At 67.2% G+C, this 14,257-nt stretch carries 14 protein-coding genes and 1 pseudogene; 2 read left to right on the forward strand and 13 right to left on the reverse strand.

Going from position 1 to position 14,257, the window contains the following annotated elements; translation table 11 throughout:
- Positions 1-101 precede the first annotated feature (101 nt).
- Positions 102-266, forward strand: a complete 165-nt coding sequence (locus AC0L2B_RS14220) for a DUF982 domain-containing protein (RefSeq protein ID WP_473745776.1) — start codon at positions 102-104, stop codon at positions 264-266.
- Positions 267-560: 294 nt separating this feature from the next.
- Here AC0L2B_RS14220 and AC0L2B_RS14225 read toward each other — a convergent pair whose 3' ends face one another.
- The 8 genes from AC0L2B_RS14225 to cbiE all read right to left on the reverse strand — a co-directional run bounded on the left by AC0L2B_RS14225 (position 561) and on the right by cbiE (position 7,644).
- Positions 561-1,097: an MgtC/SapB family protein gene (locus tag AC0L2B_RS14225; RefSeq protein ID WP_128173903.1), complete on the reverse strand. Its 537-nt coding sequence runs from the start codon at positions 1,095-1,097 to the stop codon at positions 561-563.
- Positions 1,098-1,178: 81 nt separating this feature from the next.
- On the reverse strand, positions 1,179-2,189 hold the full coding sequence (cobT, locus tag AC0L2B_RS14230; RefSeq protein ID WP_473745777.1) for a nicotinate-nucleotide--dimethylbenzimidazole phosphoribosyltransferase: 1,011 nt from the start codon (positions 2,187-2,189) through the stop codon (positions 1,179-1,181).
- Positions 2,190-2,213: 24 nt separating this feature from the next.
- Positions 2,214-2,993, reverse strand: coding sequence for an adenosylcobinamide-GDP ribazoletransferase (gene cobS / locus AC0L2B_RS14235; RefSeq protein WP_473745778.1), 780 nt, complete (start codon positions 2,991-2,993; stop codon positions 2,214-2,216).
- 41 nt (positions 2,994-3,034) lie between these two features.
- Positions 3,035-4,345 (reverse strand): cobyrinate a,c-diamide synthase, encoded by a 1,311-nt coding sequence (locus AC0L2B_RS14240; protein WP_473745779.1) that lies wholly within the window; start codon positions 4,343-4,345, stop codon positions 3,035-3,037.
- Positions 4,342-5,154: a uroporphyrinogen-III C-methyltransferase gene (gene cobA / locus AC0L2B_RS14245; RefSeq protein WP_473745780.1), complete on the reverse strand. Its 813-nt coding sequence runs from the start codon at positions 5,152-5,154 to the stop codon at positions 4,342-4,344. The genes AC0L2B_RS14240 and cobA overlap by 4 nt, the downstream gene beginning before the upstream one ends.
- Positions 5,151-5,915, reverse strand: coding sequence for a precorrin-4 C(11)-methyltransferase (gene cobM / locus AC0L2B_RS14250; RefSeq protein WP_128180434.1), 765 nt, complete (start codon positions 5,913-5,915; stop codon positions 5,151-5,153). The genes cobA and cobM overlap by 4 nt, the downstream gene beginning before the upstream one ends.
- A complete protein-coding gene (locus tag AC0L2B_RS14255; RefSeq protein ID WP_473745782.1) occupies positions 5,912-6,421 on the reverse strand; it encodes a cobalamin biosynthesis protein in 510 nt (169 codons plus the stop codon). The genes cobM and AC0L2B_RS14255 overlap by 4 nt, the downstream gene beginning before the upstream one ends.
- Positions 6,418-7,644, reverse strand: a complete 1,227-nt coding sequence (gene cbiE, locus AC0L2B_RS14260) for a precorrin-6y C5,15-methyltransferase (decarboxylating) subunit CbiE (RefSeq protein ID WP_473745783.1) — start codon at positions 7,642-7,644, stop codon at positions 6,418-6,420. The genes AC0L2B_RS14255 and cbiE overlap by 4 nt, the downstream gene beginning before the upstream one ends.
- A gap of 154 nt (positions 7,645-7,798) precedes the next feature.
- On the opposite strand from cbiE, the gene AC0L2B_RS14265 reads away from it, so the two are divergent.
- Positions 7,799-8,578, forward strand: a complete 780-nt coding sequence (locus tag AC0L2B_RS14265) for a cobalt-precorrin-6A reductase (RefSeq protein ID WP_473745784.1) — start codon at positions 7,799-7,801, stop codon at positions 8,576-8,578.
- Here AC0L2B_RS14265 and AC0L2B_RS14270 read toward each other — a convergent pair.
- From AC0L2B_RS14270 to AC0L2B_RS14290, 5 genes and pseudogenes are all read right to left on the reverse strand, one after another.
- Entirely contained in the window at positions 8,542-9,306 is a 765-nt protein-coding gene (locus AC0L2B_RS14270; RefSeq protein WP_473745786.1) for a precorrin-3B C(17)-methyltransferase, read from the reverse strand. The two genes, AC0L2B_RS14265 and AC0L2B_RS14270, sit on opposite strands and share 37 nt — an antisense overlap.
- Positions 9,303-10,061 (reverse strand): precorrin-2 C(20)-methyltransferase, encoded by a 759-nt coding sequence (locus AC0L2B_RS14275; RefSeq protein WP_473745788.1) that lies wholly within the window; start codon positions 10,059-10,061, stop codon positions 9,303-9,305. Before AC0L2B_RS14275 ends, AC0L2B_RS14270 begins: the two co-directional genes overlap by 4 nt.
- A complete protein-coding gene (locus tag AC0L2B_RS14280) occupies positions 10,058-10,699 on the reverse strand; it encodes a precorrin-8X methylmutase (RefSeq protein ID WP_473745789.1) in 642 nt (213 codons plus the stop codon). The genes AC0L2B_RS14275 and AC0L2B_RS14280 overlap by 4 nt, the downstream gene beginning before the upstream one ends.
- Complete coding sequence (gene cobG / locus AC0L2B_RS14285; protein ID WP_473745790.1) at positions 10,696-12,180, reverse strand: precorrin-3B synthase; 1,485 nt, start codon at positions 12,178-12,180, stop codon at positions 10,696-10,698. Before cobG ends, AC0L2B_RS14280 begins: the two co-directional genes overlap by 4 nt.
- Positions 12,177-14,102 (reverse strand): annotated as a pseudogene (locus AC0L2B_RS14290) (cobaltochelatase subunit CobN); the annotation flags it as partial. The pseudogene AC0L2B_RS14290 and the gene cobG, both read right to left, overlap by 4 nt.
- Positions 14,103-14,257: the final 155 nt, after the last annotated feature.

Here is a 14,257-nt window from a genome sequence, read left to right on the forward strand (position 1 = left end):
AGCCTCAATGGCTTCGGGCATCGGCGCTCTGAATTCACGATGATGCAACCACCGCCATGTCTTCGCGTTTAACCGCCTTCAATCCTTGGCGAGCGACAAAAATGACGGCGTTCATTCCAATTACAATCTCACTGAATCACAAATCGATCGTAATCGCGTCGATAGCCGACGCTGCGAAAGCGCTTCAGCAACCATGGCCCTCCATGGACAGGCCGTCCCGACTTGAAGCAATCCGCATGATCGAGGAATGCCTGGCGGGACATTGATCGTGAGGTGTGTTCGGCATCGTGTTGCCGAACACACCCGCTATTTCCGACTTTGACGCTCTTTTGGCGATCGGAAATACGAGGCTCTTCAAGGATTTATGTGCGAAATCAGGCACTTAGCCCGAAAAAACACCGCTAACTCTTAATCAGCGGGTCACAGGTTCGATCCCTGTCGCACCTACCACTTAATCCGTTGATATTACTTGCTTTTTCGCTACCTGGAAAGAGTGCGAACATAGTGGTTTCCAATCCTGTCGGTTGGATTCCAATTCGCGGTCGGTTCCAGTTGCAACCTCAGCCTTTGGGGGGCTTGGACACGTCTTCTTCCGACATGGGCTTTTCTGGTCCGGCGTTCTCGCCAATACCGGACTTGTGGGCAAAACTGTAGAGAAGGCCTGCCGCGACCAGCACCAAAAGCGTGCCGAGTGCCGCCACTTGCCACAGACCGAGCCCGCAGGCCACGCCGATTGCCCCGGAGAGCCACATGCCAGCCCCGGTCGTCAGCCCGTGAACCTCGCCCTTCGAAAACAAAATCGTTCCGGCAGCAAGGAACGCGACGCCGGCGGTGACCGCTTCGACAACGCGAATCGGATCGACCCTTACGGAATCCTGCTGAAACATCGGCGCGTGAATAATTTCAATCGTCAGAATACCGAAGGTAGCCGCCGCCACGCAGACCAGGATATGGGTGCGAAGCCCGGCAGGCCGATTTCGCCATTCGCGTTCGAAGCCGATCGCCGCACCGAAGATCGATGCCAGCAGAAGCCTCGCCGCAATAACGGGAAACGGGACGTAGGTCGGATGACCGAATTCCTGAAAAAGCTGTTGCATGCGTAACCCGGGCTGACCGGCCACAACGTGCTCGGGCCGACCAGGTTCCCCAGGGCAAGACTTGATTCGAGGTTGACGAGATTACCTCTCTGAAACACCGGCCTCGGCAAAGCTTGCCATGCGGGCATGGCATTCGAGCGCGGAGCGGACGATGTTGACGGCGAGGCAGGCGCCGGACCCTTCGCCGAGCCGCATGCCGAGGTCGAGCAGCGGCGGCAGGCCGAGCGCTTCGAGCAGCCGGCGATGGCCGGATTCGGCCGAGACATGGGCGGCAAGCGTGTGGGCGAGACCGGAGGGGTGCAATCTTGCCAAGGGCGCGGCGGCGGCGGTGCAGACGAAGCCATCGAGCAGCACCGGCACGCCTGAATGGCGCGCGGCCAGCGTCGCACCGAAAATGGCGGCGAGTTCGCGCCCGCCGAGTGCTGCCGCGATCCCCAGCGGGTCGGCAAGGGCTTCGGCGTGGCGCTTGAGGCCGGCCTCGATGGCGGTGATCTTGCGCACCAGGCCGGCATCGTCGACGCCGGTGCCGCGCCCGGTCCATTTTTCCGCGCCGCCACCGAACAAAGCGGCCGAGATGGCTGCCGCCGGCGTGGTGTTGCCGATGCCCATTTCGCCGAAACAGACGAGGTCGAGGTCTTTGGTCACCGCGCCGTAGCCGGCCGAGACGGCGGCGAAGAAGGCTTCGCCGTCCATTGCCGGCACTTGCGTGAAATCGCCGGTCGGATAATCGAGGTCGAGCGGAATGACATCGAGCTCCGCACCGGCAATGCGGGCGAGCTGGTTGATGGCGGCGCCGCCGCCGGCGAAATTCGCCACCATCTGCACGGTGACCTCCGACGGGAAGGCCGACACCCCCTGTGCGGTGACGCCGTGGTTGCCGGCAAAGACGAACACTTTGACGCGGTCGAGCTGCGGCATGTCGCGGCCCTGCCAGCGGGCCAGCCATGCGGCTATGGCTTCCAATCGGCCAAGGCTGCCTTGCGGCTTGGTCAGCGTGTCCTGGCGGCGGGCGACAGCATTTGCCGCGGCTTCGCTGCCGGCAGGCAGATCGAGGCAGGCCGCTCGCAATTCATCAAGCGATTTGAAAGGCATGGGGCAAAAATCTCCGAAACAGAGTCAGGAAAGGGAAGCGGAAGCGACGAGCAGGATTGCGATTTCGCCAGACTGCTGCAGCGCGCCGACCGTATCGCCGGTCTGGCCGCCGATCTGGCTGCGGCACAGCTCGCGGAACGCGGCAAACAACAGGCCGAGCAGGATAAGCGCGGCGACCGCGCCACCGAACCCTAGCGCCAGCAGCGCGACGGCGCCGAGCGCGGCGCCGGCAATGGCGGTTTCGGCCGACACGGTGCCTGCATCGACCGAGAGGCCGTCGCTGCGCGCCGCCGGCAAAAGATGCATGAAAGCGCCGAACAAGCCGCGCGAGGCGGCATGCGCGGCAATCAGAGCCCAGGACATCTGGGCCGGGCCGGCGAATTCCGAAAGCACGCTCCAGCGGATAAGCAGCGACAGGGCGAGCGCGCAGGCGCCATAGGCGCCGATGCGGCTGTCGCGCATGATCTCCAGTTTTTTCTCGCGTGTCCTGCCGCCGCCAAAGCCGTCGGCGACATCCGAAAGCCCGTCTTCATGCATGCAGCCGGTGGCGAGCAAGGTCGCGGCAAGGGCAAGGGCTGCTGCCGGGCCGGCGGCAAGGCCGAGCCAGGTCCCGACCGCGTAGACCAAGCCGCCGATCAGCGCGACGGCAACGCCAGCGACCGGCGCCGCCCAGATCGCGGCAGCAAGGTTGCGGTCCCGGAAATCAATGACCGGCAGCGGCAGCCGTGTGAAGAAGACGACACAGAGCGCGATGTCGTCGAGGATTTGCCGAGTGGAGAGTGTCATGTTCTGCAGTTTGAGCATGATCTATTCCGAAAACCGGTCCCACTTTTCGGGATCATGCTCTAGCCTCTCGCAATGGCATGGAAGAATGTGCCGCTGACATGGCCGCGGCGGTAGCCGGAGGCGCCGAGCGGATTGCCTTGGCCGTCAGCGAGGTCGGCCAACGGTTCGTCACTGCCGGTGGCAATCATCTGCGCATAGTGGAATTCGTGGCCGCGGATCAGCGCGCCTCGGTCTCCCAGCGGACAATCGGCGCGCAGCCGCGCCTCGCGGTAGCCGAGGTTCATCTTTCGCTTGGCAAAGCTGGTCGAGTGACCGAGCAGGCCGAGCATCGCGTGCGTCTCGCCCGATGCGTCCTCCAGCGCTTCGCCGAGGACCATGAAGCCGCCGCACTCGCCATGCACCGGCCGTGTTGCCGAAAACGCCTCGATGCCGGCCCTGAACGTCGCAGCCGCCGCAAGGCGGCCGGCGTGAAGCTCGGGATAGCCGCCGGGCAGCCAGCAGACATCGCAATTTTCGCCGGGCGCTTCGTCGGCAAGCGGCGAGAAGCGGATGATTTCAGCCCCTGCCTTGTGCCAATGCGCGGCGACATGCGGATAGAGGAAGGTGAAGGCGGCATCCTCTGCCAGTGCGATGCGTTGTCCGGGCGGTGGCAGCGCGTCGTCGAAACTGCCGGAAGCGGGCGCGAATGGCGCCGCCAGCGCCATGATGGCGTCGAGGTCGAGCGAGCGTTCGACCATGTCGGCCAGCCGGTCGAGATGCGCCATCAGATTCTCGTATTCGCCGGCCTGGACGAGGCCGAGATGCCGCTCCGGCAGGTTGAGCGAGGGATCGCGCAGGATCGCGCCGACCACCGGCAGGCCGATCGCCTCGATCGCGTCGCTGCAGAGACGGCGGTGGCGCTCGCTGCCCAGCCGGTTGAGCACGACGCCGGCCATGCGCACATCGGGGTCATAGCTGGCAAACCCCTTGGCGACGGCTGCCGCCGTGGTCGACTGTCCGGAAACGTCGAGCACCAGCAGCACCGGCAGGCCGTAGAGCCGTGCGAGATCGGCCGCCGAGCCGGTGCGGCCCGGAGCAGCCGGAATCCCGTCGAACAGGCCCATGGCGCTTTCCAGGAAGATGAAATCGGCATCTTCAGTTGCGTCGCCGGCCAGCGCGTTAAGCAAAGCAGGCGGCATCGCCCAGCTGTCGAGATTGACGCCGGAAAGGCCTGTCGCGGCGGTGTGGAAACCTGGGTCGATATAATCGGGGCCGGATTTGGCGCCGCGCACCTTGAGGCCGCGCCGGGCAAGCGCGCGCAAGATACCGATGGTGACGCTGGTCTTGCCCGAGCCTGAGCGCGGCGCGCCGATGATGATCGCGCGGGTCATGGCTCGCCCGCCAATGCCGCGCGCATCGCGACGATGCCGCCGACGACGATCAGCGCCGGCGCGGTCAACCCGGCGGCGGCCGCCTCCTCGGCAATGGTGGCGAGGGTGGCGACGACGATGCGCTCCTGCGGCGTCGTCGCGGCGATGATCACTGCAGCAGGCGTCGAAGGCGGCAGGCCGCCGCCAAGCAGCGAGGCTGATATCAACGGCAGATTGGCCATGCCCATATAGACGACGACCGGCTGGCCGGTGCGGGCGATTGCTTTCCAGTCGAGGTCGTCGTCGGTGCCGGCGGCGTGGCCGGTGGCCAGGATCACCGCCTTGTTGATGCCGCGCATGGTGGCCGGGATGCCGGCTCCGGCAAGCGCGCTGAGGCCCGAAGTCAGGCCGGACAGCACGCGGAACGGGATATTTTGGCGCGCCAGCGCCAGCGCCTCTTCGCCGCCGCGGCCGAAAATATAGGGGTCGCCGCCTTTCAGCCTGACGACGCGGCGGCCCTCGCGCGCCAGCCGCACCAGCAAAGCGGTGATGTCGTCCTGTTTCATCGACGGCTGGCCGCCGCGCTTGCCGGCGTAAAACAGCTCGGCGCCCGACGCCACTGCCACGACATCGGGAGAGACCAGCGCGTCGTAGACGAGGGCATCGCACTGCCCGAGCGCGGCCAGCACTTCCAGCGTCAGGCAGCCGGGATCGCCGGGGCCGGCGCCGGCCAGCCAGACATGGCCCGGCTCAAGCTGGCGCGGCTTGAAGTTCAGCCGGGCCAAAGCCTGTTCGATCGTGGTGTTTCCGCTGTTGTTTCCGGTGTTCACAGTCCGTCCCGTCCGCGAAAACGCCGCTGGTAGTGGGCGTCGTAAAGTGAACTCTCGCCAAAGTTTTCCGCTGCCAGCGAGCGGCCGACAAAGATGATGGCCGTGCGCTCCATCGGATCGGCGGCCAGTTGCGCCTCGATCGTCGCCAGCGTGCCGGTCAGCACGCGCTCGTCCGGCCAGGAGGCACGGAAGACGACCGCTACCGGGCAATCGGCGCCATAGAACGGCGTCAGCTCGGCGACGATGCGGTCGATGGCGTGGATGGCAAGGTGGATGGCGAGCGTCGCGCCGGTGCGGCCGAAGCCGGCCAGCGTTTCTCCAGGCGGCATTTTGGACGCGCGGCCGGAGATGCGGGTCAGCACCAGGCTTTGCGCGACTTCGGGAATGGTCAGCTCGCGGCGAAGCGCTGCCGCGGCAGCCGCGAAGGAGGGCACGCCCGGCGTCAGCGTATAGGCGATGCCGTGCTTCTCCAGCCGGCGAATCTGCTCGGCGACGGCGCTCCACACCGACAGGTCGCCGGAATGCAGGCGGGAGACATCGTGGCCGGCCTGGTGGGCCGCCACATATTCCGCTTCGATCTCGTCGAGCGACATCGGCGCGGTGTCGATCAGCTTCGTGCCGGGGGCGCAGTGCTGCAGCAGTTCCGGGGCAACGATCGAGCCGGCATAGAGGCAGACCGGGCAGCTTGCCAGCAATCTGCTGCCGCGCAAGGTGATGAGGTCGGCTGCGCCGGGACCGGCGCCGATGAAGTGGACGGTCATGCGGCGTCTCCGCTGATGGCGATGGCGCAGGTGACCGGGCCAAGCACGATGCGCGGCCCGAGCAGTTTTGCGCCTTTGCCCGCGGCAGCAAGCGCCGAGGCTTCGGAAACCGACGGCGTGCCGGCACGCGCCTGCGACAGGTCGGAACGGCTGAGCAAAGCGGCCCCCTCATCCGGCCCTTCGGGCCACCTTCTCCCCGCTGGGGAGAAGAGACTGGCGCCAGCGTGCGTGATCTCCTCTCCCCTCGGGGAGAGGTCGGCCGAGCGAAGCGGAGGCCGGGTGAGGGGGAGCGACGGTTCAGAGCCAGCAACATCCACCACTATGACCGGGAGATCGAGTTTACGGCCGGCAGCAAAAATGGCCACTTCGCTGCGTTTGAATTCGGTCGTCGCCAAGGCCGAAAGGGCCGTCATCGCCAGCCCATGCGCTTCCAGCGCGGCCTCTAACGCCGCAAGAACGTCTTGCACACTCACGCCTTTGCGGCTGCCGATGCCCGCGACCATCATGGCTTGACCCAGCTCCATTGGGTGACCGGCATGGCCGGCCGCCAGGCCTGCATCGAGCCAACCGGCGAAGCGCGGGATAGTGCGATGCGGGTGAGATCGCCGCCGAGCGACGCGTGACGGGCGACCAGCAGCGCCTCCATCTCCAGCGTCACCGCATTGGCGACCAGCCGGCCGCCAGAAGGCAGAGCCTCGATGGCCGTTTCCAGCACGCCGGTATCGCTGCCGCCGCCGCCGATGAAGATCGCGTCCGGCGTCTCCAATCCGGCGAGCGCCTGCGGCGCCGAGCCATCGACCACGGCAAGACCGGGCACGCCGCAGGCGGAACCGTTGCGGCGGATGCGGGCGGCGCGGGTTGGATCGGCCTCGATGGCAATGGCGCGCATCGTCGGATGGGCGAGCATCCATTCGATGCCGATCGAGCCGGAGCCGGCGCCGATGTCCCACAGCAACTCGCCGCGCCTGGGGGCGAGGGCCGACAGGGTGATGGCGCGCACTTCGCGTTTGGTGATCTGGCCGTCATGCTCGAACAAATGATCGGCAAGCCCCGATGTCAGCGGCAGGATGCGTGCTTCCAAAGTTGAGTCAACTTCGACCGCCAGAACGTTGAGCGGATTGATCTTTTCCAGATCGAAGGCGTCTGCGCGCACCGAGCGCAGCCTTTCGTTCGGGCCGCCCAGCGCCTCAAGTGCCGTCATCTGCGAGACGCCGAAGCCGAGTTCGGCCAGCAGGCGCGCAATCGTTGCTGGTGCATCGCCGTCCGAGGTCAGCGCAAGGATGCGGGTGCCCGGATGCAGCAACGGCCGGATCAGGTCGAGCGAGCGGCCGTGCAGCGAAATGGTCTCGATATCCTGCAGCGCCCAGCCGAGGCGGGCGGCGGCCAGCGAGAAGGCAGAAGCGGCGGGGATGACCTGCATCTCCTGCGGCTTCACCTTGCGGGCGAGCGTGGCGCCAACACCGTAGAAGAACGGGTCGCCGGAGGCGAGCACGCAGACGCGCCGGCCGGCAAGCGCCAAGATATCAGTCATGTCGGCATCGAACGGAACCGGCCAGGCTCGCAGCTCGCCCTTGGTCAGGGAAGCGACCAGCGCCAGATGCCGCTTGCCGCCGAAGATCACTTCCGCCTCGGCGATCAGCCGCTTGGCCTCTTCGCCGAGACCCGCTACACCGTCCTCGCCGATGCCGACGATTGTTAGCCATTTGGGTGTTGGCTGTTTATTTGACATGCCGCGCCGCCCCTCATCCGCCTGCCGGCACCTTCTCCCCGTATAGTGACGGGGAGAAGGGAACTGGCCGCAACGCTGGCGTCCCCCTCTCCCCGTCCTTCACGGGGAGAGGGTAAGGGTGAGGGGCTGCTCGGCGTGGCCTGACGTGGTGCCAATGAAGCGCATTCTGATCCTCGGCGGAACCACCGAAGCCCGGCAACTGGCGGGCAAGCTTGTTGCGCGCGCCGATCTTGAGGTCACGTTGTCGCTGGCCGGCCGCACCGAAAACCCAGTTGCGCAAGGTGTGCCGACGAGGGTAGGCGGTTTCGGCGGCGCCGACGGGTTGGCTGCTTTTCTTCACGAGACCCGCATCGAGCTGCTGGTCGACGCCACGCATCCCTATGCGGCGCAGATCTCCGCCAATGCCGCGGCAGCGGCGCATGAGGCCGGCGTGCCGATCGTTGCGCTCAGGCGCCCGGGTTGGGAGCCTGGCGAAGGCGACCGCTGGACGCTGGTCGACAGCGTTGCCAGCGCGGTGACGGCGCTGGCCGCTGCGCCACGCCGCGTCTTCCTGGCGCTCGGCCGGCAGGAGGTCGCCGCGTTCGAGGTGGCGCCCCAGCATCATTATCTGATCCGCAGCGTCGACCCGGTCGAGCCAAGGCTCGCTGTGCCCGACGCGGCCTATCTCCTGGCGCGCGGGCCGTTCCGGGAAGCCGACGAACAGGCACTGCTTCGGGAACACCGCATCGATGTCGTCGTGTCCAAGAACAGCGGCGGCGAGGCGACCTACGGCAAGATCGCCGCAGCGCGGGCGCTTGGCATCGAGGTGGTCATGATCCGCAGGCCGGCGCTGCCGGGCGTTGCGTCGGCTGAAACCGTCGAAGCCCTTGCCGCGATGGTCGATCATTTTCTGGTCGGTCATTTTCTTGGGCCCGCTGCCGAACGCGGCGTATAGACCAGCGCCGGTTTTTCGCCGCGCTTGATGATCCTGGTTTCCGGCGAGCCGATGATGATGCAGGTCGCCATGTCGGCCTTTTCCGCATCGGCGTCCGCCAGCAGAACAACCTCGAGGCGCTCGTCGGGACGGCCGGCAGCGCGGCCGAAGACGACCGGCGTGGTGCCCGGCAGGATCGCCGTGAGGCATTCGAAGGCGCGGCCAAGCTGCCAGGGGCGCGCCTTGCTGATCGGATTGTAGAGCGCGATGACGAAGCCAGCGCCGGCCGCAGCCAGCAGCCGCAATTCGATGAGATCCCATGGCTTTAGATTGTCGGACAACGAGATGGCGCAGAAATCATGGCCGAGCGGTGCGCCGATGCGGGCCGCGACCGCGAGCATGGCGGTGATGCCGGGCAGCATCGAAACGTCAACGGCACGCCATTCGGCCGGGCCGGCCTCGATCGCCTCGCAGACGGCTGCCGCCATGGCAAAGACGCCGGGGTCGCCGCCCGAGACAACGGCGACATTGTGGCCCTGCGCAGCCATAGCCAGCGCGTCCTTGGCGCGGGACAGCTCCTCGCGATTGTCGGAGGCGACGCGGGTCTGGTCCGGGCGCAGGTCGAGCCGGTCGAGATACGGCTTGTAGCCGTAGAAGAATCTTGCCTCGGCGACGACGCGGCTTGCCTCCGGCGTCACCTGGTCGGCATTGCCGGGTCCAAGGCCGATGACGGTCAGGCGGCCGCTCATGCTTCGGCTCCCAATGCGGCGGCCCGGCCTGACCAGCCGGCGACCAGCACGATGGCGAAGTAGGGCGCGTTGTCGCCCTGCTTGTCGGCCAGCCGCATCGAAACGCCGCCCGGCATGGTGCCGCGCTCGACATAGACGGCACGCGCCAGCTTGTCGGTCGCCGCCAGCGCTCGCCTGATCTTGGGCAGGTTGCGGCCAACCTTCATGATGACGGCGGCATCGGTGTCGGCGAGGCGGCGGGTCAGCTCGAATTCGCTCATTGTGCCCGGCAGCACGGTCAGCACATCGTCGCCCTGAACGATCGGCATTCCGGTCGCCGACCAGCAGCCGGACATCGCGGTCACGCCGGGAATGACCTCTGTTGGAAAGCGGTGCGCCAGCCTGACATGCAGGTGCATGTAAGAGCCGTAGAACAGCGGGTCGCCCTCCGAGAGCACCGCGACCATTCTGCCGGCGCTGAGATGCTCGGCGACTTTTTCGGCCGACTCCTCGTAGAAATCCGCTATCTGCGACCGGTAATCGCCGTGATCCTTGTCGATTTCGGTGGTCACGGGATAGAGCAGCGGCAACTCGATCAAATCAGGACGAAAATGCGCGCCGACAATGGCGCGCGCATTGCTGTTGTTGCCGCGCTTGGCGAAATGCGCCACCACGTCGGCCTCGGCCAGCGCGCGCACGGCCTTGAGCGTCAGCAGTTCGGGGTCGCCGGGACCGGTGCCGACGCCGACAAGCCGGCCTTTTACAATCGCGTTCACAGGCCCGGCCTCGCCAATGCGTTGAGGGCGGCGGCGGTCATGGCGCTGCCGCCCAGCCTGCCCCGCACGATGGCGTAGGGAACGCCGTAGGAATTCTCGGCCAGCGCGTCCTTCGATTCGGCAGCACCGACGAAACCGACCGGCATGCCGATGATAACAGCCGGTTTCGGCGCACCGTCGCGCAGTTTTTCCAGCAGGTAGAAAAGTGCGGTCGGCGCATTGCCGATGGCGACGACCGAACCGGCCATGCGCTCGCCCCACAGGTCGATGGCCGCGGCCGAACGGGTGTTGCCGATCTTTTTCGCCATGTCGGACGTCCGCGGGTCGCGCAACGTGCAGATCACCTCGTTACCGGCCGGCAACCGGGCGCGGGTGACACCGTGCGAGACCATCTCGGCGTCGCAGAAGATCGGCGCGCCGGCTGCCAGCGCCGTGCGGGCGGCGGCAACAAAAGCTTGCGAAAAAACAAAGTTCTGCGCGGCCTCGACCTGGCCGCAGGCATGGATCATGCGGACGGCGACATCGGCTTCGGCATTGGAAAAGCGCGACAGGTCGGCCTCGGCGCGAATGATGGCGAAGGAGCGCTCATAGATCGCCGTGCCGTCATGGATGTAGTCGTAGGGGGCGGGCATGTTCATTCCTGTCGGTAGGGTTCGGTGACACCGGCCGCGCCAAGCCTTGTCAGGCAGGCGGCGGTGGTCTCACCTCGAAATCGTGCTTCGCGGATCGCTGCGGCAATGCGGCCAACGCCGCGCGCGGCGTCATAGCCTGGCCTGTATCCGGCAGGAAGGGCCTTTGCCGTCCCGTCCACGACAAGCCCGGCTCCGTTATCGCCGCCGACCAGTGTCAGCGCCGCCCGGCCGGGATGGGCGCAGCCCTTGGCACAGCCGGAGATATGGAGGGTGACGGAGGCATCGAGGAGGTCGCGGTACTCGGCGGCGACGGTCTCGGCGATGTCGCGCGCGGCGATCCGGCCGGAGGCGCAGGCCGGCGCACCGGGGCAAGCGCAGATTTTCGTGCGCGGGTCGGCAGCATCGGTGACGAAGCTGAGGCTGGCGGCGGCCTGCTGGAGCGCGTGGCAGGCGGTCGGGGAGAGGCCGATGAAAAGCAGCGCGCGGTGCGGCGCCAGGCGAATTTCGGCCGCGCCAAGGGTGAGGGCGTGTTGCGTGAGGCCGATGAGTTTTTGCGCCGGCATGCTGCCGAAGGGCAGGCCGATGCCGAGGGCGCGCCCATCTGTCAGGTCGAAAACGCCAATGGGGAAGCGAGCCGGCAGCGTAAGGCGATCCACGGCGCCCCCCTCTGTCCTGCCGGACATCTCCCCCACTTGGGGGGAGATTGCGCCCTCATCGCCGGTTTCGCCAATGTCCAAAGTTGTAGAAAGAGAGCCGGCGGCGAAGCTGCCGATCTCCCCCCTTGTGGGGGAGATGTCCGGCAGGACAGAGGGGGGCGCGAAGGAATGCCAGCTTGCGAGAGATGTCAGCTGCCTAGCCGTCAAATCCCTTGCATGGGCATCGCGGCCCTTTTCGGCGACCATCCTCAGCATCGCGATGGCGATATCGCGGGCCGCATCGTCTCCCACCGTAGCGAGCGGCTTCGCATTCTGCCCATCACCCGCAACAGACACCTGCCACCTGATTCCCGCATTGGTGCGCGTTGCAGCCAGTCGCACATCGGCTGTCACCGCATCCATGCCAAGCCGTCCGCCGCCGTCGACGATCACCGAAACCTTCGGGCCAAGGCGCGGCGGAAGGCCTGCTGCCTCGATCGCCGCCCGAATCCGCTCCGCCAATGGGCGCGGATCGGCAACTTTTTGCGGATCCAGCCCGGCCAGCGGTCCGGTCTCGACCGGCACGCCGGTGCGCACTGCGATGCCGAGCGCGTCGACCTCCATTGCCAGCAGCCGGGCGCTGGCCGGCGTCAGGCCGCGGATCTGCAGGCTGCCACGCGCGGTCACTTCCATGATGCCGTTGCCATGCCGCAAGGCGGATTCACCGAGCCCGATCAAGGATTTCGGCGAGAGTCCTCCAGCGACCGGGTTGAGCCGCACCAGAAGCCCGTCGCCGGTCTGCATCGGCGCGGACAAAGCAGGGCAGGCGCCGCGTCGGGAGAAGGCGTTCATGCCGCCACCCCCTGGGCTTCGGCGATCAGGGCGGCGAGGTCGTCGTCGACGGAATTGCGCAGCGGGTGCCAGAGACCGCGCCGCCGCGCCGACAAAAAACGCTCGGCAATCATCTTCGCGGCCGCCGGATTTTCGCGCAGGATGAAGGCGCGCACCTCGTGATCGCCGAGATAGGCGTCGTGCACGGCCTCGATCAGCGTGCCCGGTATAGCATGGGTGGTCTCGGCGAACCCGACGAGACGGTCGACCGTCTCGGCGAATTCCGAAGCGCCGCGCGGCCCGTGCCGCATCTGGCCGGCAATGAAGCGCGGGTTGACCGCGCGGGCGCGAACGACCCGAGATACGGCTTCTCCAAGCGAGCGCGGCTTCGGCTTTTGCGGATCCGTGGTGTCGAGGACGATGACGTCGGCGTTCTTGCCAAGCGCTGCAAGCGCTGCCGAAAAACCGCCGATGAAGGCGACATCGGCGGAGCCTTCCAAAATGTCGCGGCCGGGGTCGTCTCCGGTATGGACGAGGAGGTCGGCCTCGGCGACGCGACCCTCGAACGCGCCGGGCGACGAAATCCCTTCGCCCTCGGCGCCGCCATAGGCATGCGAGGTGGCGTCGAGATAGGCGCGACCGATTTCTTCGCGCGCCGCCCAGTCGCCGCTCGACAGCAACGCCTCGATACCGGCGCCGTAGGTGCCGGGCGAGGTGCCGAAAATACGCGGGCTGACCTTGCCATCGGCGCGGGTTTTTGCGGCGAGCGGGTTTTCCGTCGCGTCCTCGTTGCGGGCGGCGACGGCGTTGGCGGCCGCATCGATCAGGGCGATCTGGGTCGGGAACATGTCGCGGAACAGGCCTGAGATGCGCCAGGTTACATCGACGCGCGGACGGCCAAGGCTGGCCGGCGGCAGCACTTCGATGCCGGTGACGCGGCCGGTGGCGCCATCCCATTGCGGCCGGCAGCCCATCAGCGCCAGGCCTTGCGCGATCTCTTCGCCGCCGGTGCGCAGCGAGGCCGAGCCCCAGAGGTCGATGACCAGGGAGCGCGGCCAGTCGCCATGCGCCTGCATGTAGCTGCGCAAGACCTCGTCGGACGCCGCCCTGCCGAGATCGAAGGATGTCGGCGTCGGCATGGTGCGTGGATCCGATGTGAACAGGTTGCGGCCAGTCGGCAGCACATCGCGCCGGCCACGCGCCGGTGCGCCGGCCGGCCCGGCAGCGACATGGCGGCCGTCGAGGGCCGCGATCAATGCTGACTTCTCGGCTGCTGCACTTTGCTGGCGCAGCGGATCGGCCTCGCCTTCAGGCGAGCGGCCAAAGATGTGCAGCCCGTCCTTGATGGCGAAGTCCTTGAGGTCGCAGAGCCAGGCGTCGATGCGGCGCAGCGCTTCGTCGGGCGCGTCGGTTCCGGCGACGCCGGCCTCGGAGGCGAGATCGGTCTTTTCAGCTGTTTCGACGATCAGCCTCGCCAGGCGGTCGCGGCGGCGGCGGTCGAGCCCTTCAGCCTGGGCATATTCGTCGACCAGCCGCTCGAGCTGCCGCTGGTTCTCGTCCAGACCGGCGCCGGTCAGCGGCGGCGGCAGATGGCCGAGGGTGACGGCGGCAATGCGCCGCTTGGCCTGTGCCGCCTCTCCCGGGTTGGTGACGATGAAGGGATAGATGACGGGCAGGGGCCCGGTGACGATCTCGGGAAAACAGGATTCGCTGAGCGCCACTGTCTTGCCGGGCAGCCATTCCAGCGTCCCATGGGCGCCGACATGGACGAGGGCATGGACATCGAGCGTCTTGCGCAGCCAAAGGCCGAAGGCGACCAGCGCATGGCGCGGCGGCAAGGTCGGATCGTGATAGTCGGCGCGACGGTCGACCGAGCGCCCGCGGTCGGGGGCAAGTGCTACGGTGATGTTGCCGAAGGTGGCGGCGCGGAAGGGGAAATTTGCAGAAGCAGGCGCTTGAACACCCCCCTGGGTTGGGGGGGGGGGGGGGGGGGGGGGGGGGGGGGGGGGGGGGGGGCGCCCCCGGGGGGGGGGGGGGGGGGGGGGGGGGGGGGGGGGGGGGGGGGGGGGGGGGGGGGGGGGGGGGGGGGGGGGGGGGG

This window comes from Mesorhizobium sp. WSM4815 (assembly GCF_055811575.1).